Raw genomic sequence first — 21106 nt, 5'->3', positions numbered from 1 at the left:
CCGGGCGCTCCGTAAAATGAGGCGACCGTACCTTCTCGCCCGGGAGTTGCTCGTGACCATCCAGCCCGTTCGCCTGTTCGGCGATCCCGTTCTGCGCGCCCGCGCCGACGAGGTCACCACCTTCGACAGGGAACTGCGCCAGCTGGTGACCGACCTGACCGACACCATGCGCGGCAGCGGTGGCGTCGGGATGGCGGGGCCGCAGATCGGGGTCGGCCTGCGCGTGTTCGTCTACGACACGAACGCCGCCGGGAACGATCGGCCCGGTACCCGCCGCGCCGGGCACCTGGTGAATCCGACCTACGAGGTCCTCGGCGAGGAGGAGCAGACGGGGACGGAGGGCTGCCTGTCGATCCCGGGGCTGCGCTACGACGTCACCCGCGCGCTGCGGGTGGTGGCGCGCGGCGTCGACATCGACGGCGCCCCGGTCGAATTCGAGGCCGAGGGCCTGCTGGCGCGCTGCGTCCAGCACGAGACCGACCATCTCGACGGCGTGCTGTACCTGGACCGGCTGGACGCGGCCACCCGCAAGGTGGCGATGCGCGCGGTGCGCGAATCGGAGTGGTTCGCCGCCGGGAAGACGGTGATGTCGGCCGCGGAAGTGGCCGGCGCCCGGACCGCGTCGGCGGGACGAGGCCACTGATGCGCCTGGTCTTCGCGGGCACGCCCGACCCCGCGGTGCCGTCGCTGCGCCGTCTCATCGAATCGCCGCAGCACGAGGTCGTCGCGGTGGTGACCCGGCCCGACGCCGTCGCGGGACGCGGCCGCAAGGTGACCCGCTCGCCCATCGCCCTGCTGGCCGAGGAGCACGGCATCGAGGTGCTGACGCCCGCCAAGCCGTCGGAGCCCGATTTCGTCGAACGGCTCACCGCCCTGGCGCCGGACTGCTGCCCCGTGGTGGCCTACGGTGCGCTGCTGCCGCGGCGGGTGCTCGACATTCCGCGGCACGGCTGGGTGAATCTGCACTTCTCGCTGCTTCCGGCCTGGCGCGGTGCGGCGCCCGTGCAGGCGGCGATCCTGTCCGGCGACGAGATCACCGGTGCCGCCACCTTCCGCATCGAGGAGGGCCTCGACACCGGCCCGGTGTACGGCGTCGTCACCGAGAAGATCGCGGTCTCCGATACCGCCGGGGTGCTGCTGGGCAGGCTCGCGGAATCCGGTGCGCGCCTGCTGGAATCGACGCTGGACGGCATCGAGGACGGCACCGTGCAGGCCGTTCCGCAGGCCGCCGAGGGCGTGTCGTACGCGCCGAAGATCGATGCGGAGGTGGGGCACGTGCGGTGGGACCAGCCGGCGCTGGCGATCGGCCGCCGCATCCGGGCGGTCACGCCCGCCCCCGGCGCCTGGACCGAGGTGGACGGCAGACGCCTCAAGCTGGGCCCGGTCGAGCTGGTCGAGGAATCGCTGCCGCCGCGGGCGGTCGAGGTCCGCAAGACCGGCGTCTACGTCGGCACCGCCACCACCGCCGTGCGCCTGAATCAGGTACAGCCCCAAGGCAAACGCATGATGTCCGCCCTCGACTGGGCCCGCGGCGCCCGCCTGCAGCCCGGCGCGGTGGTCGAGTGAGCGGCCGGACGCGGGGAGAGGGCTCGGACAGCGGTGCGGGGCAATCGAATCCGGGCAGCCGCCGCGGCGCCCCCTCGGGGAGTGCGGGGGCGAAGACCGGCCGGGCAGTCGATGGCGGCGATTCGCGGCGGGGAAAGAGCGGCCGAGCCGGTGCGAACGACCGTGCGGGACAAGGGCGGTCGACGTCGCGCGGTGCGGCGGCGCGGGAACCAGGCGAGGCGCGTTCCGAGCGTACGAAACGAGACGCCCGTCGGCGACCCGGTGGTGGAGGCGACCGGGCGGCCCGGCAGGGCGGGCGGCACTCGGGTGTCGATGCTCCACGCGAAGTGGCGCGGGATGTGCTGCGGGCCGTGCGGGAGCGCGACGCGTACGCGAATCTCGTTCTGCCGTCGTTGCTTCGGGAGCGGCGGTTGGCGGCGCGGGATGCGGCGTTCGCGACCGAGCTGGCGTACGGTGCGTGCCGGTCGCTCGGGCTGCTGGACGCGGTGATCGCGGACTGCGCGGGGCGGGCGGTCGCCGATATCGACGGGCCGCTGCTGGATGTGCTGCGGCTCGGCGTGTACCAGCTGCTGCGCACCCGGGTGGGGGCGCATGCGGCGGTGGACACCTCGGTGGATCTGGTCCGCGCCGAATTCGGCAGCGGCAAGGCCGGATTCGTCAATGCCGTGCTGCGCCGCGCCGGGGAGCGCACCGCGGGGGAGTGGGTCGACCGGCTGGCGCCGCGAGATCCCGTGGGGCACCTGGCCTTCGAATACGCGCATCCGACCTGGATCGCGCAGGCGTTCGCGGATGCGCTCGGCGCCCACGCCGACGAACTGCGCGCGCTGCTGGCCGCCGACGACGAGCGCCCGGCGGTGCACCTGGTGGCCCGGCCCGGCGATATCACCGCCGAGGAACTGGCCCTGGTCACCGGCGGCGAGGAGGGCCGCTGGTCGCCGTACGCGGTGTATCTCGACGGCGGCGATCCCGGCAAGCTGGAGCCGGTGCGCGAGGGCATGGCCGCGGTCCAGGACGAGGGCAGCCAGTTGGTGGCGCTGACGCTCACCCGCGCCCCGCTGCTCGGCCCCGACGCCGGCCGCTGGCTGGACCTGTGCGCCGGTCCCGGCGGCAAGGCCGCGCTGCTCGGCGCCCTCGCCGATATCGACGGCGGCCGCGTCGACGCCGTCGAACCCGCCGAACACCGCGCCGACCTGGTGCGCAAGGCGACCGCGGGGCTGCCGGTGAGCGTGTACGTCACGGACGGCCGCGACAGCGGCTTGGCGCCCGGCTACGACCGCATCCTCGTCGACGCGCCGTGCACGGGCCTGGGGGCGCTGCGCCGCCGCCCGGAGGCACGCTGGCGCCGCACTCCGGCCGATGTCCGTGAGCTGACGGTGCTCCAGCGCGAATTGCTCGGCGCGGCATGGGATCTGCTGCGTCCCGGCGGGGTGATCGTCTACGCCACCTGCTCCCCGCACCTGCCGGAGACCGTCGCGGTGGTCGGCGACCTGGTCCGGCGCACCGGAGCCGAACAACTCGACACCCGCGACCTGCTGCCCGGTGTCACCGCCCTCGGCGACGGCCCGTCCGCCCAGCTGTGGCCACACCGCCACGGCACCGACGCCATGTTCATGGCCGCCCTCCGCAAACCCGAGTGACGGCGGCGAACGGAGCCGACGTTCCCGCACCCCCTGCTCGTTCTCGCGTGGGAGGTGTGGGAATCGAGCGTGTGCCAGAGCGGTGACCGAACGCACGCAGCCTCACCTGTAACAGCTGGTCGGTTCCGAGCGTCCTAATGCAGGGGAAAGCGCGCGACCGTGCCCTGAACTCCCGGTGAACCCGAGCCTGGAAGAATAGGCGGGCAAACCGGCCGCATATGGGCCGGGGCGCGTCCTGCCCGGCGAAGCGTGGGACGCCGTAAGCATGAAGTTTGCGAATCGGTAACCCTGGCGTGAGACAACGTACAGCGCACGCGGGCCGATCGGAAAGGTGGACAGAACGTGACGCTCCATCCGGAGGTCTCGGAGATTGCGGCGGACTCTGGATCCGCGGCGATCGCAGAGCTGTCGCCGCTATTGCGGTCCGCATCGGCCGCCCCGCCCCGCACGCTGATGGACATCCTGGCCGAGACCGCGCGCGACCACCCCGACGCTACGGCCCTCGACGACGGCGGCGACGCCCTGACCTACGCCGAACTCCTCGCCGAGGTCGACGACACCGCCGACCGGCTGCGGGAGGCGGGCGTGCGCGCGGGCGACCGGGTGGGGGTCCGCATCCCGTCCGGGACCAGCGAGCTGTATGTCACCATCCTCGCGGTGCTGCAGGTGGGGGCCGCGTATGTGCCGGTCGATGCCGACGATCCGGACGAGCGGGCCCGGCTGGTCTTCGACGAGGCGGGGGTCAGCGCCGTCGTCACCGCGGCCGGGATCGTGCCGCGGCGGACAGGGACGGGCCCGGACCGGCCGGAATCCACGGACCGGCTCGAACCGCGGGACGACGCGTGGATCATCTTCACCTCCGGATCCACCGGCACCCCGAAGGGCGTGGCGGTGACGCACCGCAACGCCGCCGCCTTCGTGGACGCCGAGGCGCGATTATTTCTGCAGGACGCGCCGATCGGCCCGGGTGACCGCGTGCTGGCCGGACTGTCGGTCGCCTTCGACGCCTCGTGCGAGGAGATGTGGCTGGCGTGGCGGCACGGCGCCTGCCTGGTGCCCGCGCCGCGGGCGCTGGTGCGCAGCGGGATGGATCTGGGGCCGTGGCTGGTGCGGCGGCGGATCACCGTCGTCTCGACCGTCCCCACCCTGGCCGCGATGTGGCCCGCCGAGGCGCTGGACGCGGTGCGGCTGTTGATCTTCGGCGGCGAGGCCGTCCCGCCCGAACTCGCCGAACGGCTGGCCGGAACGGGCGACCGCGAGGTGTGGAACACCTACGGCCCCACCGAGGCCACCGTCGTCGCCTGCGCCGCCCGCCTGACCGGGGAACCGCCGGTGCGGATCGGGCTGCCGCTGGACGGCTGGGACCTGGCCGTCGTCGACGGCGACGGAAATCCGGTGGGGGAGGGCGAATCCGGTGAGCTGGTGATCGGCGGCGTCGGCCTGGCCCGCTACCTCGACCCGGCCAAGGATGCCGAGAAGTACGCGCCCATGGAGTCGCTGGGCTGGGAGCGCGCCTACCGCAGCGGGGATCTGGTCCGCAACGACAGCGCGGGCCTGGTGTTCCTCGGCCGCGCCGACGATCAGGTGAAGATCGGCGGCCGCCGCATCGAACTGGGCGAGCTGGACAACGCGCTGCAGCATCTGCCCGGAGTGACCGCCGCCGCGGCCGCCGTGCGAACCACCAAGGCGGGCAATCGAATCCTGGTCGGCTACCTCGCGACCGCCGATCCCGGCTTCGACGTCGTGCACGCCCGCAAGCTGCTCGCCGGGCAACTGCCCGCCGCGCTCGTGCCGCGGCTCGCGGTGCTCGGCGAATTGCCCACGCGGACATCGGGAAAGGTGGACCGCGACGCGCTGCCGTGGCCGCTGCCGGGCCCCGTCGCCGACCCCGAGCCCGGCGCCGGGCTGACCGGAACGGCGCACTGGGTTGCCGGACTGTGGAATTCGATCCTCGGCGCCGACGTCACCGGCCCCGACGCGGACTTCTTCGACCTCGGCGGCGGATCGCTGGCGGCGGCGCAGCTGGTCACCGCGCTGCGCGAACGCTTCCCGCAGATCACCGTCGCCGACCTGTACGACCATCCGCGCCTGGGCGCGCTCGCCGACCTCCTGGACGCCGCCGCGCCGGTCGCCGCCGTCGAAACACGAACGGTCGCCCCGACACCCCGGCTCGCGCAGTGGGCGCAGGTGCTGGCCCTGGTCCCGCTCACCACGCTGACCGGCCTGCAGTGGCTGACCTGGCTGGGGATCGTCACCAATATCGCGAGCTGGTCCGGGGCGATTCCGTGGATGCCCGGGCTGTCGTGGTGGTGGGCGCTGCTCGGCTTCGTGCTGTTCATCTCGCCGCCGGGCCGGATGGCGATCTGCGTGGCCGGGGCGCGGCTGCTGCTGCGCGGCGTCGGCCCCGGTGTCTACCCGCGCGGCGGCTCCGTGCATCTGCGGCTGTGGGCCGCGGTGCGCCTGTCGGAGGCCAGCGGCGCCGAAAACCTTTCGGGCGCACCGTGGATGGTGCCCTTCGCGCGGGCGCTGGGCGCCAAGGTCGGCAGGGGAGTGGACCTGCACACCCTGCCACCGGTGACGGGCCTGCTCGAACTCGGCGACGGCTGCAGCGTCGAACCCGAGGTGGATCTGGCCGGATATTGGATCGATGGGGACCGGATCCACATCGGTGCCATCCGGATCGGCGCGGGCGCGGTCGTCGGCTCGCGGTCGACGCTGCTGCCCGGCGCGGTGATCGGCAAGAATGCCGTGGTCGCACCGGGATCCGCGGTGTTCGGCAAGGTGAAGGCGGGCCAGGAGTGGGCCGGTTCGCCCGCCGTGAAGGTGGGCAAGGCCGACCATCCCTGGCCCTCGGCCACCCCGCCGCGCGCCATGCACTGGGTCGTGATCTTCGGCCTGACCTCGATGGTGCTGGCCGCCATGCCGATTCTCGGCCTCGCCGCGGGCTCCGCGTTGATCGCGTGGTGGATCCGCGACGACCGGACCCTGCCGGGCGCGCTCGGCGACGCCTTCGTGATCCTGCCGTTCGCGACGCTGTTGAGCCTGGCGGTCTTCGCCGTCGCGACCGTGCTGTCGGTCCGGCTGCTCAGCATCGGGCTGACCGAGGGCTACCACCCGGTGCGCAGTCGCGTCGGCTGGCAGGCGTGGTCGACCGAACGCCTGATGGATTCGGCGCGCACCTTCCTGTTCCCGCTCTACGCCAGCCTGCTGACACCGCTGTGGCTGCGGGTGCTCGGCGCCACCATCGGCAAGGGCGTCGAGGCATCGACGGTCCTGCTGCTGCCGAAGTTCACGACCGTCGCCGACGGGGCGTTCCTGGCCGACGACACCATGGTCGCCAGTTACGAACTCGGCGGCGGCTGGCTGCGCATCGGCGGGGCGAAGGTCGGCAAGCGAGCGTTCCTCGGCAATTCCGGTATGACCGCGCCGGGCCGCCGCGTGCCGAAGAATGGTCTGGTGGCGGTGTTGTCGGCGGCACCGGAGAAGGCGAAGGCGGGCTCGTCGTGGCTGGGCAGCCCGCCGGTCCGGCTGCGCCGCACGGCCGGTGACTCCGACACCGCGCGGACCTTCGATCCGCCGCTGCGGCTGAAGGTGGCCCGCGGCCTGGTCGAGACCTGCCGCCTGCTGCCGGTGATGGTGACGTTCGGCATCGGGCTCGGGGTGCTGTTCGCGCTGGCCGCGCTGGCGCAAGGGCCCGGATACTGGTTCGCCGCACTGCTTTCCGGCGTGGTGCTGCTCGCCGCGGGGGTGTTGGCCGGTGGGTGCGCGGTGGCGGCGAAGTGGCTCGTGGTCGGGCGCATCGAGAAGGTCGAACATCCCCTGTGGAGTTCGTTCGTGTGGCGCAACGAGGTCTCGGACGCCTTCGTGGAAACCGTTGCGGCGCCGTGGTTCGCGCGGGCGGCCACCGGCACCGCGGTGATGAATCTCTGGCTGCGCGGACTGGGCGCGCGGATCGGGCGCGGGGTGTGGTGCGAGTCGTACTGGCTGCCCGAGGCCGACCTGGTGACCCTCGGCGACGGCGCGACGGTCGAACGCGGATGTGTTGTACAGACCCACCTGTTCCATGATCGGATCATGGCCATGGACACGGTGACCCTGGAGGCCGGGGCGACCCTCGGACCGCATTGCGTCGCGCTACCGGCGGCACGGATCGGCGCCGGCGCCACCGTCGGCCCGGCCTCGCTGGTGATGCGCGGCGATACCGTCCCACCGTCGACTCGGTGGCAGGGCAACCCCATCGCACCCTGGCCGGAGGACGGGGCGTGATGGGGGACAAGTTCTACGAGGAGCCGATCGACGAGTACCTGCCGCAGAACGGGAATCGCGGGTACCGGGTGTCGCGGTACGAGCTGGAGCTGACCTACAAGGTGGCCAGCAACCGGCTGGCGGGCAAGGCATCGATCACCGCCGTGACGACCGCGGTACGCCCCCGCTTCGCCCTGGACCTGTCGCAATCGCTCAGTGTCGCCAAGGTTTTCGTGAACGGATCGAAGGCCGCGAAGTATGCGCACCAGCGCGGCAAGCTGACGATCACCCCGGCCCGCAAGATCCCGGCCGGTGGCGCGCTCGCCATCGTGATCCAGTACGCCGGAACCCCGCGGCCGGTGCGCGGGCCGTGGGGCGAGGTGGGCTGGGAGGAGCTGAGCGAGGGGGCGCTGGTGGCCAGCCAGCCCAACGGCGCCGCCTCCTGGTTCCCGTGCGACGATCACCCGAGTTCCAAGGCCAGCTACCGGATCTCGATCACCACCGACTCGCCCTACTACGCCGTCGCCAACGGGGTGCTGACGCACAAGCAGACCAAGGCGAGCCAGACGACCTGGGTGTACGAGCAGTCCGAGCCGATGGCGAGCTACCTGGCGACCGTGCAGATCGGGCCCTATCGCAAGTATCGGATCGGCACGTCGCACGATGCGCCGGTGCCGATGCACGCGCTGCTCCCGGCGCGGCTGCGGACCGCGTTCGACCACGACTTCGCGCGGCAGCCGGAGATGATGTCGGAATTCGAGGGTCGCTTCGGGCCGTACCCGTTCGAGAGCTACACGGTGGTGGTGACCGACGACGACCTGGAGATCCCGATCGAGGCGCAGGGGCTGTCGATCTTCGGCGCCAACCATTGCGACGGCCGCCGCGGCGCGGAGCGGCTCATCGCGCACGAACTCGCGCACCAGTGGTTCGGGAACAGTCTCACCGTGCGGCAGTGGCGCGACATCTGGTTGCACGAGGGGTTCGCGTGCTACGCCGAATGGATCTGGTCGGAGGCGTCCGGCGGTCCCACGGCCGATCAGATGGCCCGCGCCGCCCGCCACACGCTGTCCCGCAGCCCACAGGACATCGTGGTGGGCGATCCGGGCCCGGCGGTGATGTTCGACGACCGCGTCTACAAACGCGGCGCCCTCACCCTGCATTCGCTGCGGCTCGAGCTCGGCGACGGAAGATTCTTCGGCCTCCTGCACGAATGGACCGCCCGGTACCGCCACGCCTCGGTGACCACGGAGGAATTCGCCGACCTGGCCGGGCACTACAGCACCGCATCCCTGCGTCCGCTGTGGGACACCTGGCTCTACGACCGCGCCCTCCCGCAACTCCCGCCCCAGCACGGCGCGGTCGGCTGATCCCGGCCAAAAGCATGCCGGGAATGCGGGGTGTATGGCATGCCGGGAATGCGGGGTGTATGGCATGCCGGGAATGCGGGTGTATGGCATGCCGGGAATGCGGGTGTATGGCATGCCGGGGCCTCCCCGTATTCCCGGCACGCTTTCTTGGCCGGGATCTACTGTGCGACAGGGCTTCAGCCCGGGACGTTGCGCTCGAGTTCGTCGAGCCAGGCTGTCGCCACCGCGTCGCTGGGGGCGCGCCAATCTCCGCGGGGGGAGAGGGAGCCGCCCGAGCCGACCTTCGGGGCGTTGGGGAGGGTGGAGCGCTTGAATTGGCTGGTCTGGATGAAGCGGCGGAGGAATTCGGCGAGCCAGTGCTTGATGGTGGGGAGGTCGTAGGCGTGGCGGTCGGGCTCGGGAATCAGGTCGGGCCAGCGGCCGCGGGTGCGGTCGGACCAGGCGTGGTGGGCGAGGTAGGCGATGCGGCTCGGGAGATAGCCGAAGCGCAGCAGGTAGTACAGGTGGAAGTCCTGTAGCTCGTAGGGCCCGACGGTGGCCTCCGAACTCTGCCCGGGCTGGGACGAATCGCCCTCCGCCGCACCGCTTTCCGCCGGAATCAGCTCCGGAGAGATCTCGGTCGCGAGGATCGAGGTCAGTACCTCGTCGGCGTCGGGGCCCAGCTCGCCGGTGTCGACCGCCCAGGCGATCAGGTACTTGATCAGCGTCTTCGGCACCGAGGCGTTGACGCTGTAGTGCGCCATGTGGTCGCCGACGCCGAAGGTGCACCAGCCCAGCGCCAGCTCGCTCAGGTCGCCGGTGCCGACCACGAGCCCGTGCTGCTGATTGGCCAGCCGGAACAGATGCGAGGTGCGCTCCCCGGCCTGGACGTTCTCGTAGGTGACGTCGTACTGCGGAACCCCGTCGGCGGCAGGATGATTCAGGTCCCGCAGCATCTGCGTGGCGGACGGCCGGATATCGATCTCGTGCGCCGACACCCCCAGCGCCCGCATCAGCCGATGCGCATCGCGCAGGGTGCGCGAGCCGGTGGCGAACCCGGGCATGGTGTAGGCCAGCACATTCGAGCGCGGCAGGCCGAGCCGGTCCATGGTCTTGGCGGCCACGATCAGCGCGACCGTGGAATCCAGCCCGCCCGACACCCCGATCACCACCCGCTGCGATCCGGTCGCCGCCAGCCGCGTGCTCAGCCCCTCCACCTGGATGTGGTGCACCTCCGCACAGCGCTCGTTGCGCACCGCCGGATTCGCCGGAACGTAAGGGAAGCGCGGGATCTCGCGCCGCAGTCCGACCGCGTCCGACGGGATGGGCAGCTCGATCTCGATGCGCCGCAGCCGGGACAGCCGGTCCCGGTGATCGTGCACATTGTCGGCGAAGCTGGTCATCCGCAGCCGGTCGGCCGCCAGCCGCAGCAGATCGACATCGGCGGTCACGAGTTGCGGGTGGTCGGCGAAGCGCTCACCCTCGCCGAGCAGCTCACCGTTCTCGCATACCAGTGCCTGACCGTCCCAGGCCATATCGGTCGTCGACTCGCCGTGTCCCGCAGCCGAATACAGGTAGGCGGCGATGTACCGGGCGGAATGCGAGGCGCACAGCTGCCGCCGGAAGTCGGCCTTGCCGACGACGATATTGCTGGCGGACAGGTTCACCAGCACGGTCGCCCCGGCCAGCGCGGCGAAACCGCTGGGCGGCAACGGCACCCAGCCGTCCTCGCAGATCTCCAGATGAACGACGAAGCCGTCCAGATTCGAGGCGGCGAACACCAGGTCCGCACCGAACGGCACCCGCTGCCCGGCGATGGACACGTGGTCGTCGAGGTTCTCCCGCGCCGCCGCGAACTGCCGCTTCTCGTAGAACTCCCGGTAGTTCGGCAGATAGCTCTTGGGCACCGCGCCCAGCACCCGGCCGCGGTCGACCACGATGCCGCAGTTGAACAACCGGCCCTGCGCCCGGATCGGTGCACCGACCACCAGCACCGAGCCGATATCGGCGCTCTCGGCGACCACCCGCGCGAGCGCCGACTCGACCGCATACTGCAGCGCATCCTGATGGAAGAGGTCGTCGGCGGTATAGGACGACAGGCCCAGCTCGGGAAAGACCGTCAGCACCGCGCCGTCGGCGGCGGCTCGCCGCGCCAGCACCAGCGTCTGCTCGGCGTTGTAGCCCGGATCGGCCACCCGTACCGGCGGCACGGCCACGGCGACACGCGCGAACCCGTGCCGATAGAGCGAATCGAACGGTAGCTCCGCCATGCCGACCCCTCCGCTCGCCGTCAGGTGATCATGGTCGATTCGAATCTACGACATGCGCCGGCGTTCGCCGGGGACCAGGGCTACGCGGCGGATCAGGGTCGACGTGCTGCGCACCTCCCGCGTCACTCCCGGGCGGACTGCTCCCGGAGGCGGGCGAGGGTTTTGGCGAGAATGCGCGAGACGTGCATCTGCGAGATGCCCATGCGCTGGGCGATCTGGGTTTGCGTCATGGATTCGAAGAACCGCATGGTGAGAATGCGGCGCTCGCGCTCGGGCAGCCCCGCCAACAGCGGACGGATCGCTACGTACTCCTCGACCCGGTCGAACTGCGACTCCTCCTCGCCGAGGGTGTCCAGCAGCGACGCCTCGGTATCCCGGCCGACCGACACCGCGTCGATCGAACTGGGCTGATAGGCGTTGCCCGCGATGACCGCCTGCGTCACCTCGTCCGGATTGATCTCGAGCTCGCCGGCGATCTCCTTGACGGTGGGGGAGCGGCCCAGCGACTGCGAGAGGGAGTCGATGGCGGCGCCGATGCGTAGGTGAGTCTCCTTGACGCGCCGCGGAACTCGCATCGCCCAGGTGTTGTCGCGGAAGTAGCGCCGCACCTCGCCCATGATCGTGGGCACCGCGAAGGAGAGGAAGTTCGAGCCGCGGGTGATGTCGAACCGGTCCACCGCGTGCACCAGCCCCACCCGGGCCACCTGCGTCAGATCGTCGAAAGGCTCACCGCGCCCGCTGAATTTGCGCGCGATGTGATCGGCCAGCGGAATGCAGCGGCTGATCAGCTGGGTGCGCAGCTCCGCCCGCCGGTCGGATCCGTCGGCGGCCGCGGCGAGTTCCTCGAAAAGGGTTGTGACGTCGTCGTATCCGGAGACCGACTCGGCGACCTCGTCCACCTCGTCGGCGGTGTCCTCGTCGGGCGCGTCGCTGTCGGCGGTCTCGCCCTCGGCGCTGCCGGGCGTGGCGGCGGGTTCGTCGGTGCCGCCGGATTCGGCGGGTGCCGCGCCGCCGTGCTTTCCGGCATCCGTGGATGCGGTGTGTTCGGAAGCGGCGGCGTCGCCGGAGCCGAACACGGTGTCCTCGTCAGCCACTACGCCTTCCCCCGGACCCGCCGGAACTCCACAATGGTCGGATGTCCGGAGGCCGCCTGGTCGAAAGGCTCCTGGGTGGTGGTCACCTCGTCGGTGAGCGTGCGCAGCACGTGCCAGCCGAAGCTGCGCTGATCGGGTAGCCCCTCGGTGGCGGCGATCCCGGTGACGTGCACCAGCAGATCGTCGTCGCCGACGGTGAACCGGCAGCGCAGCGTGCTGCCCGGGGTGGCGATCGCGATGAGTGTCGAGCAGGCCTCGTCCACCGCCAACCGGATGTCGGCCACCTCGTCCAGCGTGAAATCGCTGAGCAGGACCAGCGTTTCGGCAAGTCCGCGCACGATCGGCAACTGTGACACGGTAGCGGCGACGCCGATCTCCACCGGGGTACTGCGCAGTCCCTGTTCCGCCGAAATATTGATCACCCTCAGAAGGCTACCCAAGTCCACCGGGACTAATCGGATCTGTGCCTGCTTCGAGATGCCGGGGTGTCGTCGGCCGCTACACTTCGCGCTGTGGCCACCTCCAACTCGCATTTTCACCGCCCGTCACCGATGATCGCGCCGTCCATCCTCTCCGCCGATTTCGCGAACCTCGCGCACGAGGTGCAGGCCGTCGAGGGCGCCGACTGGCTGCACGTCGATGTGATGGACAACCACTTCGTGCCCAATCTGACCCTCGGCCTGCCGGTGGTGGAGAGCCTGCTGAAGACCACCGACATCCCGCTGGACTGCCACCTGATGATCGAGGATCCGGGCCGCTGGGCGCCGCCGTACGCGGAGGCGGGCGCCTACAACGTCACCTTCCACGCCGAGGCCACCGACGACCCGGTCGCGGTGGCCCGCGATATCCGCGCCGCGGGGGCCAGGGCGGGCCTGTCGGTGAAGCCGAACACGCCGATCGAGCCGTACCTGGAGATGCTGCGCCACTTCGACACGCTGCTGGTGATGAGCGTGGAGCCCGGATTCGGCGGCCAGTCGTTCATCGCGCACGTGCTCGACAAGGCGCGCACGGTGCGCCGGCTGGTGGACTCCGGCGAGCTGCGGTTGATCGTCGAGATCGACGGCGGTATCAACATGAACACGATCGAGCAGGCCGCCGAGGCCGGTATCGACTGCTTCGTCGCGGGGTCGGCGGTATACGGCACCGAGGACCCGGGCGCGACCGTGGAGAAGTTGCGCGACAAGGTGATCGCGGTGGAGGCGGCGCGGTAGCCGCCGAAACCCTCAGCGGGACGGTACCTTTCGCGTGCACACCGTTCGCGTCGCCTCGATGACGTCGGCGAGCGGGGGCACCGCGTCGGCGGTTTCCGGCGCCTGCACCCAGGTGCGATATCCGGTGCGCTCGTCGTCGGCCGAGGGCAGTACCACCTGGCTGCCGGTGCACGCGACGGTGGCGTAGAGCCGGAACAGTTCGGCCGACAGGGATTTGGTCATACTCCCCGCATGGGCCGGGCCGGTGATGAAGGTCCAGCGCCGGGCGCGGGGGTGATGAACGACGGGCCCGGCGAGATCGGTTTCTGCCAGCTGCTGCTGGACGCGCTCGCCCAAGTCGGCGGGCATCGTGATCGCGCCGTAGCGGGTGCCTATCTCCAGCAGGATGTGTCGTGACGTGGGATCGATCGATGCCGGCAGGTGAAATTCGCGACGATATTGAACGCAGCGAGCTTCGAGTGTCGAATCGAGAAGCGTGGTCACGCCGCACCCCCATCTGTGGTGTTGTTGTCCAACCTGGATCCGACCCGTGAGGGCCTCTACCTTCCGTCGGTTTGACTGGTTCCTGCGGTGCTCGCGCCCGGGGCGCGAGGTGGAACGGTTCCGCGCTGAACTGCTCGCGTCGAAAGTTGAACACTGGGAATCAACTGCATAACAATATTGCTTCCGATTTCCGCCGAACGCAAGCTTTGTGTGTAAGCGCGTCGCCGACCGGGTACAACTCCACATTCGGCTGATGACGATCAGGGGAATCGCGGCCGAGAGACACGGGAACGGTCGGCGAAGAAATCGCGATCCTTAATTTCGATATTCATATCAAGAAACTTTCGGGAATTACAGGAATGTATTTCCGATTTCGGCGTGCGGACAGGTCGGTCCGTCGGTTTGTCCCCCGATTCGCCGAGTCGAGGTCTCCTATCCGGCCCATGGGACCGCCGGTGCCGCCTACGACCTCGCGTCGTTAGGCTGGTGGCCGCAGCAGTGCGGCGCGGGAATACCGCCCGCGGTCCGGACTGTTGGCTCGAGCGGGTACCGGGTGACAGGAGAAAACGGACATGTTCACAGGCATCGTCGAGGAGCTCGGCGAGATCGCAGCGATCGAGCAGCTGGCCGACGCGGCCCGGCTGACCATCCGCGGCAAGCTGGTGACCTCCGATGCCGGGCACGGCGATTCGATCGCGGTGAACGGTGTCTGCCTGACGGTCGTCGAGATCGTCGACGGCGACAGCTTCACCACCGATGTCATGGGGGAGACGCTGAACCGCTCCAGCCTGCGCGGGCTCGCCGTCGGCGCACAGGTCAACCTGGAACGCGCGGCCGCGGTGAACAGCCGGCTGGGCGGGCACATCGTGCAGGGCCATGTCGACGGGACCGGCACGGTCGTCTCCCGCGATCCGCAGGAGAACTGGGAGGTCGTGCGCGTCTCGCTGCCCGACGAGCTGGCCCGCTACGTCGTGCAGAAGGGCTCGATCACCATCGACGGCATCTCGCTGACCGTCTCCGGACTCGGCCGCGATGCGGACACCGGCGACTGGCTCGAGGTGTCGCTGATCCCCACCACCCGCGAACTCACCACCCTCGGTACCGCGCCGGTCGGTACCACCGTCAACCTCGAGGTCGACGTCATCGCCAAGTACGTGGAGCGGCTGCAACAGCGCGGATAGGCGGACCGCTGCCGCACCGCGGCGGCGGCCGCCGACACAGTACTGTTATTGGCACCTAATCGAGATGGAGCGCAGCACACGTGACCAGGTTCGACACCATCGAGCGCGCAGTCGCCGACATCGCCGCCGGTAAGGCGGTCGTCGTCGTCGACGACGAGGGCCGCGAGAACGAGGGTGATCTCATCTTCGCCGCGGAGAAGGCAACGCCCGAACTGGTGGCCTTCATGATCCGCTACACCTCCGGCTACATCTGTGTGCCGCTGACCGGTGCCGACTGCGATCGGCTGGGCCTCCCGCCGATGTACGCGGTGAACCAGGACAAGCACGGCACCGCCTACACCGTCTCGGTGGATGCGCGCGAGGGCGTCAGCACCGGCATCTCCGCCGCCGACCGCGCCACCACCATGCGCATGCTCGCCGATCGTGCCGCCAAGCCCGAGGATTTCACCCGGCCCGGTCACGTGGTTCCGTTGCGCGCCAAGGACGGTGGCGTGCTGCGCCGGCCCGGCCACACCGAGGCCGCGGTCGATCTGGCGCGGCTGGCCGGTCTTGGCCCGGCCGGAGTGATCTGCGAGATCGTCAGCCAGAAGAACGAGGGCGATATGGCCCGCACGGAGGAGCTACGGGTCTTCGCCGACGAGCACGAGCTGGCTCTGATCTCCATCGCCGACATGATCGCCTGGCGCCGCAAGAACGAGAAGCAGGTGGAGCGCGTCGCCGAGGCCCGCATTCCCACCCGGTTCGGGGAGTTCCGGGCGGTCGGCTACAAGAGCATCTACGACGACGTCGAGCACGTCGCGCTGGTGCGCGGCGATATCGGGGTCGACGGCGGCGAGGATGTGCTGGTGCGGGTGCACTCCGAATGCCTGACCGGGGACGTGTTCGGCTCGCTGCGCTGCGACTGCGGCCCGCAGTTGGAGGCCGCCATGGAAATGGTGGCGACCGAGGGCCGCGGCGTGGTGCTCTACATGCGCGGGCACGAGGGCCGCGGCATCGGGCTGATGCACAAGCTGCAGGCCTATCAGCTGCAGGACAGCGGCCACGACACCGTCGACGCCAATATCGAGCTCGGGCTGCCCGCCGACGCCCGCGACTACGGCACCGGCGCGCAGATCCTGGTCGATCTCGGCATCTCCTCGATGCGGCTGCTGACCAACAATCCGGCCAAGCGGGTGGGCCTGGACGGCTACGGGCTGTCGATCACCGAGCGGGTGCCGATGCCGGTGCGCGCCACCGCCGAGAACCTGCGCTATCTGCGCACCAAGCGTGACCGCATGGGCCACGACCTGGTCGGGCTGGACGATCTGGACCTGGGCGAGACCGCACGGTAGTTCCGGCGGGCACTGAAACGACACCAAGAGAGGCGGGCCTTTTCAGATGAGCGGTACCGGCGTCCCGGACTTCGAGCTCGCGGAAGCCAAGGAGCTCAGGCTCGGCATCGTCGCGTCGCGGTGGCATACCAGGATCTGCGACACGCTGGTGGCCAATGCCGAGCGGGTGGCCCGCGCGGCGGGCGTCGAGGAGATCACCGTGGTGCGCTGCGCCGGGGCGATGGAGTTGCCGGTGGTGGCGCAGGCGCTGGCCCGCGACCACGATGCGGTGGTGGCCCTGGGCGTCGTGATCCGCGGCGAGACACCGCATTTCGAGTACGTCTGCGATGCGGTGACCGCCGGGCTGACCCGGGTCTCGCTGGACGAGAGCACCCCGGTGACCAACGGCGTGCTCACCGTGAACACCGAGCACCAGGCCCTGGATCGGGCGGGACTGCCGGATTCGGTGGAGGACAAGGGCGAGCAGGCCTGCGCCGCGGCGCTGGATACGGCGCTGACGCTGCGTGCCCTCGCGCAGACCCAGACGGTCTGAGCCGATGCCGGTCGTCCGGATCTGGAAGCGCTCCCCGCGGCCTTCGGCGCGGGGAAGTGACGGGACCGAACGGGGAGGCGAAGGGGCCGACTGGGATCTGGAGGTGCGGCCGCGGCGTTCGGTGCGCACCGCCCGGATCGTCGCGGCGGTGCTCGCGGTGCTGTTCACCATCGCCGGTATCGCGTCGTCGCACAGCACGACCGGGGTGAATTTCCGCGGCGCCGACCAGGTGGCGATCGTCTGCTTCGGGTGGCTGCTCGCCGGGGCGGTACTGCTGCTCACCCGCCCGCGGGTGCGGGTGGGCCCGCAGGGCGTCTCGGTGCGCAATATCGTGGGCGACAACAACTTTCCGTGGAAGGACATCCGCGGCGTCTCGATCCCGGACAAGCGCGCCTGGGCCCGGCTCGAACTCGTCGACGACGAATACGTGCCCATGCTGGCCATCCGCGTCAACGACAAGGAGTACGCGGCGCGGTCCATGGACCGCTTCCGCGAACTCGGTGCGAAATACACTGCGGGACAGGATAAGTAGGCGGTTCCCGGCCAAGAGCGCGCCGGGAATGCCTCGGGCATGTCCTACTTGGCGTCGCCCATCACCGCGCCCTCGCGCCGCGGGTCCGCGCCGCCGATCCAGCCGCTGCCGTCGCGCTGCAGGGCGCTGAGGCCGCTGGTCTGCGAATCCACCGAGACCTGGTGGCCCATCTCCCGCAGTTTCTGCACGAGTGGGTCGTTGTTGCCCTTGTCGGCGGCGTTGATCGCGGGATGCTCGCCACCGACACCGGTCACGGGGGTATTGGCGGCGCCGAAGGCCACTCCGGAGACGGCCTGCTGCGGATCGAGCTTCCAATCCAGCATATTCACCAGGGTTTTCACCACGAACTGGATGATCACCGAACCACCGGGGGAGCTGGTGACGTAGGCCAGTTGCCCGCGCGACCCGTCGGCGCCCTTGTCGAACACCAGCGTCGGGCTCATCGAACTGCGGGGCCGCTTGCCCGGCTGCAGCCGGTTGGCCAGGGGGGTGCCGTCCGCGGAGGTGGGGTTGGTGCTGAAGTCGGTGAGCTGGTTGTTGAGCACGAATCCGTCGACGACGTGGAACGATCCGAACGCCGACTCCACCGTGGTGGTGAGCGCCGCGGCGTTGCCGTACTTGTCGACCACCGAGACGTGGCTGGTGCCGTGTTCGGGCTGCTGCGGGCCCGTGCCGAGCGGGACCGGGCCGAAGTCGCCCGGCTGCGCGGTGCCCATGCTGCGATCCGGCTTGATCTGCGCCGCACGCTGCTTCAGGTAGTCGTCGTTCAGCAGGGTGTTCGGTGAATTGCCCGGCAGCGGAATGAAATCGGAGTCGCCGACGTACTTGTCGCGGTCGGCGTAGGCGAGCCGCTCGGCCTCCGAGATCAGGTGCACCGCTTCCGGTTTGGGCTTGCCGCCATTCTTGTCGACGCCCTCGGGCGCCAGGGCGGCGAGGTCGAAATTCTCCAGAATGCCCAGCGTGGCCGCGACCGCGATGCCGCCCGACGACGGGTTCGGCATGCCGCAGATCTCGTGGGTGCGGTAGTCGTTGCACAGCGCGGTGCGCTTCTTGGCCTGATAGCCGGCCAGATCCGCCAGGGTGAGCCGGCCCGGCGTGCGCCCGCCCGCGGTGCTGGCGGTGGCGTCCACGATGTCCTGGGCGATGGCGCCCTTGTAGAACGCGTCGGGACCGTCGGAGGCGATGGCGCTCAACGTCTTCGACATGGCCGGGTTGGTGAGGTTGGTGCCCGCCGGTTTCGGGGATCCGTCGGGCTGCAGGAAGTACGCCTTGGCGTTCTCGTCGCGCGCGAGATCGGCGGCGGATTCGGCGATCTGCCCGGCCAGCCGCGGGCTGATCGCGAAGCCCTGGTCGGCCAGCGTGATGGCCGGGTCGAACAGGTCACGCCAGGACTGCTTGCCGTGCTCGCGGTGGGCGAGCTCGAGCAGCCGCAGCGCGCCGGGAACGCCGATGGCACGGCCGCTGGCGCGTGCACTCGGTTGCGGCGCGGTCTGATCGGTGTCGCTGATCCAGCGCAGGTAGTTCTCCGTGGCGGCGGCGGGCGCGGTCTCGCGGCCGTCGTAGGAGTCCAGCGTCTTGGTCGTCGCGTCGTAGTACATCAGGAACGCGCCGCCGCCGATGCCCGACGCCTGCGGCTCCACCAGGCCCAGCACCGTCTGCGCCGCGACGAGCGCATCGGCCGCGGTGCCGCCGTCGGCCAGCACGCGGCAGGCCGCCTGTGTCGCAATCGGATTGGCGGCCGACACCGCGTAGCCGCCGGTGCGGACCGGGGTCATATCGCCGCGATAACCCGACGCGATCTCGGGATTGGTCGCGATATCGGTGCCGGTCGCGGCCGGGCCCGTGGCCTTGATCGCCGTGCCGTTCGGAGTATCCGCGCACGCCTGCGCCGATTGGTCCGAACCCGATGAGCAGCCGGTGATCACCCCGGCGGCGAGCAGGGCGGCGGTGGCCCCGGCCCAGATGTGTCGCGTGCGCCTCATGACCGGACCTTATCGCCCGAGTCGGACACGGGCGGGACTTTCGGGCGCCGCCGCTGGGAAGTACTTAGAGGCATCCGCACAGCTACTTCTATTCGGACATATGAGACGGCAAATACCAGTAGCTTCCGCGTGATCATGGTGACCATGGCCCGATGTTCGGTTCGTGGCTATCCACCAGGTAACGTCGGACGCTCACCGACCGAGTGTGAAGGATCAACCGGCAGATGACCCAGGTGCGGGGACAAACATTCCTCGGCGCGGAGGACAGCGGCTACCACAAGAGCCTGAAACCGCGCCAGCTGCAGATGATCGCCATCGGCGGCGCTATCGGTACCGGATTGTTTCTCGGTGCCGGCGGCCGCCTGTTCAGTGCCGGGCCGGGACTGTTCCTGGTCTACGGCGTGTGCGGCGTGTTCGTGTTCTTCATCCTGCGGGCGCTCGGCGAGTTGGTGCTGCACCGGCCGTCGTCGGGTTCGTTCGTGTCCTACGCCCGCGAGTTCTTCGGGGAGAAGGCCGCTTTCGTCGCCGGATGGATGTACTTCCTGAACTGGTCGATGACGGGCATCGTCGACACCACCGCCATCGCCACCTATCTGCACTACTGGGGTGGGTTCCGATCGATCGCGCAGTGGGTGCTGGCGCTGATCGCGCTGCTGCTGGTGCTCGGGGTCAATCTGATCTCGGTGAAGTGGTTCGGCGAGCTGGAGTTCTGGGCGGCGCTGATCAAGGTCGTCGCGCTGGTCTCGTTCCTGGGTATCGGCACGTTCTTCCTGGCGGGCCGCTTCACCGTCGACGGGCACCAGACGGGATTCGGCATGGTGTCCGACGCGGGCGGCTGGTTCCCGACCGGCGTGCTGCCGCTGGTCACCGTGACCTCCGGCGTGGTGTTCGCGTACGCGGCGGTGGAGATGGTCGGCACCGCGGCGGGGGAGACGGAGAATCCCCAGAAGATCATGCCGCGGGCGATCAACTCCGTGATCTTCCGCATCGCGGTGTTCTACATCGGTTCGCTGGTGCTGCTGGCGTTGCTGCTGCCCTACACCGCCTACTCCGCCGGAGAGAGCCCGTTCGTCACGTTCTTCTCGAAACTCGGTGTGGGCAACGCGGGTTCGATCATGAACTTCGTCGTGCTGACCGCCGCGTTCTCGAGTCTCAACGCCGGGCTGTACTCCACCGGGCGGATCCTGCGGTCGATGTCGATGAACGGCAGCGCGCCCAAGTTCACCGGCCGGATGAACAAGCGCGGGGTGCCCTACGGCGGCATCCTGCTGACCAGTGTGATCGCGCTGTTCGGCATCTGGCTCAACTACATCGTGCCGGAGAAGGCGTTCGAGATCGTGCTGAACGTGGCGTCGCTGGGCATCCTGGCGTCGTGGGCCACGATCGTGCTGTGCCAGCTGCAGATGTGGCGCTGGTGGCGGCGCGGGGAGATCGAGCGCCCGGCGTTCCGGATGTTCGGCGCGCCCTACACCGGCATCGCCACGCTCGTCTTCCTGTTCGTGGTGGTGGTGCTGATGGGCTTCGACTATCCGGTCGGGACCTGGACGGTGGCGAGTCTCGCGATTCTCGTCCCCGCGCTGATCATCGGCTGGTTCGCCGCGCGCAAGCGGGTGCTGGCCATCGCCCGCGAGCGGGCGGGGTACACCGGGGAATTCCCCGTGGTGGCCAACATTCCGCTCGATGACGAGTGAGATGC

General features: G+C 69.9%; 16 protein-coding genes. 11 read left to right on the top strand and 5 right to left on the bottom strand.

Going from position 1 to position 21106, the window contains the following annotated elements:
• Nucleotides 1-52 precede the first annotated feature (52 nt).
• The 5 genes from def to NM1_RS12655 all read left to right on the top strand — a co-directional run bounded on the left by def (nt 53) and on the right by NM1_RS12655 (nt 8815).
• The gene (def, locus tag NM1_RS12675) at nt 53-643 is read left to right on the top strand and encodes a peptide deformylase (RefSeq protein WP_068018686.1); all 591 of its coding nucleotides are present in this window, start codon (nt 53-55) and stop codon (nt 641-643) included.
• Nucleotides 643-1566, top strand: coding sequence for a methionyl-tRNA formyltransferase (gene fmt / locus NM1_RS12670; protein WP_068018683.1), 924 nt, complete (start codon nt 643-645; stop codon nt 1564-1566). Before def ends, fmt begins: the two co-directional genes overlap by 1 nt.
• A gap of 326 nt (nt 1567-1892) precedes the next feature.
• Entirely contained in the window at nt 1893-3203 is a 1311-nt protein-coding gene (locus NM1_RS12665) for an RsmB/NOP family class I SAM-dependent RNA methyltransferase (RefSeq protein ID WP_068018679.1), read from the top strand.
• A 453-nt stretch (nt 3204-3656) separates the two neighbouring features.
• Entirely contained in the window at nt 3657-7469 is a 3813-nt protein-coding gene (locus NM1_RS12660) for a Pls/PosA family non-ribosomal peptide synthetase (RefSeq protein WP_084519523.1), read from the top strand.
• Nucleotides 7469-8815, top strand: coding sequence for a M1 family metallopeptidase (locus NM1_RS12655; protein WP_068018675.1), 1347 nt, complete (start codon nt 7469-7471; stop codon nt 8813-8815). Before NM1_RS12660 ends, NM1_RS12655 begins: the two co-directional genes overlap by 1 nt.
• Nucleotides 8816-8991: 176 nt before the next feature.
• Here the strand turns inward: NM1_RS12655 and NM1_RS12650 are convergent, their stop codons facing one another.
• The 3 genes from NM1_RS12650 to NM1_RS12640 form a co-directional block, all read right to left on the bottom strand.
• On the bottom strand, nt 8992-11064 hold the full coding sequence (locus NM1_RS12650; protein ID WP_068018671.1) for an NAD(+) synthase: 2073 nt from the start codon (nt 11062-11064) through the stop codon (nt 8992-8994).
• Nucleotides 11065-11186: 122 nt separating this feature from the next.
• Nucleotides 11187-11963 carry a SigB/SigF/SigG family RNA polymerase sigma factor gene (locus NM1_RS12645; RefSeq protein ID WP_068018735.1) on the bottom strand — a complete coding sequence of 259 codons (777 nt, stop codon included), beginning with the start codon at nt 11961-11963 and terminating at the stop codon, nt 11187-11189.
• A 194-nt stretch (nt 11964-12157) separates the two neighbouring features.
• Nucleotides 12158-12580 (bottom strand): ATP-binding protein, encoded by a 423-nt coding sequence (locus NM1_RS12640; RefSeq protein WP_068018668.1) that lies wholly within the window; start codon nt 12578-12580, stop codon nt 12158-12160.
• A 129-nt stretch (nt 12581-12709) separates the two neighbouring features.
• On the opposite strand from NM1_RS12640, the gene rpe reads away from it, so the two are divergent.
• Complete coding sequence (rpe, locus tag NM1_RS12635; protein WP_068018665.1) at nt 12710-13369, top strand: ribulose-phosphate 3-epimerase; 660 nt, start codon at nt 12710-12712, stop codon at nt 13367-13369.
• Between the two features lie 12 nt (nt 13370-13381).
• Here the strand turns inward: rpe and NM1_RS12630 are convergent, their stop codons facing one another.
• On the bottom strand, nt 13382-13717 hold the full coding sequence (locus NM1_RS12630) for a hypothetical protein (protein ID WP_246011271.1): 336 nt from the start codon (nt 13715-13717) through the stop codon (nt 13382-13384).
• 707 nt (nt 13718-14424) lie between these two features.
• Here NM1_RS12630 and NM1_RS12625 point away from each other — a divergent pair.
• From NM1_RS12625 to NM1_RS12610, 4 genes are all read left to right on the top strand, one after another.
• Entirely contained in the window at nt 14425-15033 is a 609-nt protein-coding gene (locus NM1_RS12625) for a riboflavin synthase (RefSeq protein WP_068018659.1), read from the top strand.
• Nucleotides 15034-15113: 80 nt separating this feature from the next.
• Nucleotides 15114-16364, top strand: a complete 1251-nt coding sequence (locus tag NM1_RS12620) for a bifunctional 3,4-dihydroxy-2-butanone-4-phosphate synthase/GTP cyclohydrolase II (protein ID WP_068018657.1) — start codon at nt 15114-15116, stop codon at nt 16362-16364.
• A 46-nt stretch (nt 16365-16410) separates the two neighbouring features.
• Complete coding sequence (ribH, locus tag NM1_RS12615) at nt 16411-16896, top strand: 6,7-dimethyl-8-ribityllumazine synthase (protein ID WP_068018649.1); 486 nt, start codon at nt 16411-16413, stop codon at nt 16894-16896.
• Nucleotides 16897-16900: 4 nt separating this feature from the next.
• On the top strand, nt 16901-17428 hold the full coding sequence (locus tag NM1_RS12610; RefSeq protein ID WP_084519517.1) for a PH domain-containing protein: 528 nt from the start codon (nt 16901-16903) through the stop codon (nt 17426-17428).
• 44 nt (nt 17429-17472) lie between these two features.
• Here NM1_RS12610 and ggt read toward each other — a convergent pair whose 3' ends face one another.
• Nucleotides 17473-19410, bottom strand: a complete 1938-nt coding sequence (gene ggt, locus NM1_RS12605) for a gamma-glutamyltransferase (protein WP_068018646.1) — start codon at nt 19408-19410, stop codon at nt 17473-17475.
• Between the two features lie 224 nt (nt 19411-19634).
• Between ggt and NM1_RS12600 the strand changes: the two genes are divergently transcribed.
• Nucleotides 19635-21101 carry an amino acid permease gene (locus NM1_RS12600; protein WP_068018645.1) on the top strand — a complete coding sequence of 489 codons (1467 nt, stop codon included), beginning with the start codon at nt 19635-19637 and terminating at the stop codon, nt 21099-21101.
• Nucleotides 21102-21106 lie beyond the last annotated feature (5 nt).

Source organism: Nocardia mexicana NBRC 108244 (genome assembly GCF_001613165.1).
Classification (GTDB): domain Bacteria; phylum Actinomycetota; class Actinomycetes; order Mycobacteriales; family Mycobacteriaceae; genus Nocardia; species Nocardia mexicana.
This window is presented reverse-complemented; position numbering and strand designations above follow the sequence as displayed.

Excerpts from the sequence above, each read along its gene's own strand:
- fmt (WP_068018683.1), top strand. The coding sequence starts at position 643 with ATGCGCCTGGTCTTCGCGGGCACGCCCGACCCCGCGGTGCCGTCGCTG.
- NM1_RS12660 (WP_084519523.1), top strand. The coding sequence starts at position 3,657 with ATGGACATCCTGGCCGAGACCGCGCGCGACCACCCCGACGCTACGGCC.
- NM1_RS12655 (WP_068018675.1), top strand. The coding sequence starts at position 7,469 with ATGGGGGACAAGTTCTACGAGGAGCCGATCGACGAGTACCTGCCGCAG.
- NM1_RS12650 (WP_068018671.1), bottom strand. The coding sequence starts at position 11,064 with ATGGCGGAGCTACCGTTCGATTCGCTCTATCGGCACGGGTTCGCGCGT.
- rpe (WP_068018665.1), top strand. The coding sequence starts at position 12,710 with ATGATCGCGCCGTCCATCCTCTCCGCCGATTTCGCGAACCTCGCGCAC.
- NM1_RS12630 (WP_246011271.1), bottom strand. The coding sequence starts at position 13,717 with ATGCCCGCCGACTTGGGCGAGCGCGTCCAGCAGCAGCTGGCAGAAACC.
- NM1_RS12625 (WP_068018659.1), top strand. The coding sequence starts at position 14,425 with ATGTTCACAGGCATCGTCGAGGAGCTCGGCGAGATCGCAGCGATCGAG.
- ribH (WP_068018649.1), top strand. The coding sequence starts at position 16,411 with ATGAGCGGTACCGGCGTCCCGGACTTCGAGCTCGCGGAAGCCAAGGAG.
- NM1_RS12610 (WP_084519517.1), top strand. The coding sequence starts at position 16,901 with ATGCCGGTCGTCCGGATCTGGAAGCGCTCCCCGCGGCCTTCGGCGCGG.
- ggt (WP_068018646.1), bottom strand. The coding sequence starts at position 19,410 with ATGAGGCGCACGCGACACATCTGGGCCGGGGCCACCGCCGCCCTGCTC.
- NM1_RS12600 (WP_068018645.1), top strand. The coding sequence starts at position 19,635 with ATGACCCAGGTGCGGGGACAAACATTCCTCGGCGCGGAGGACAGCGGC.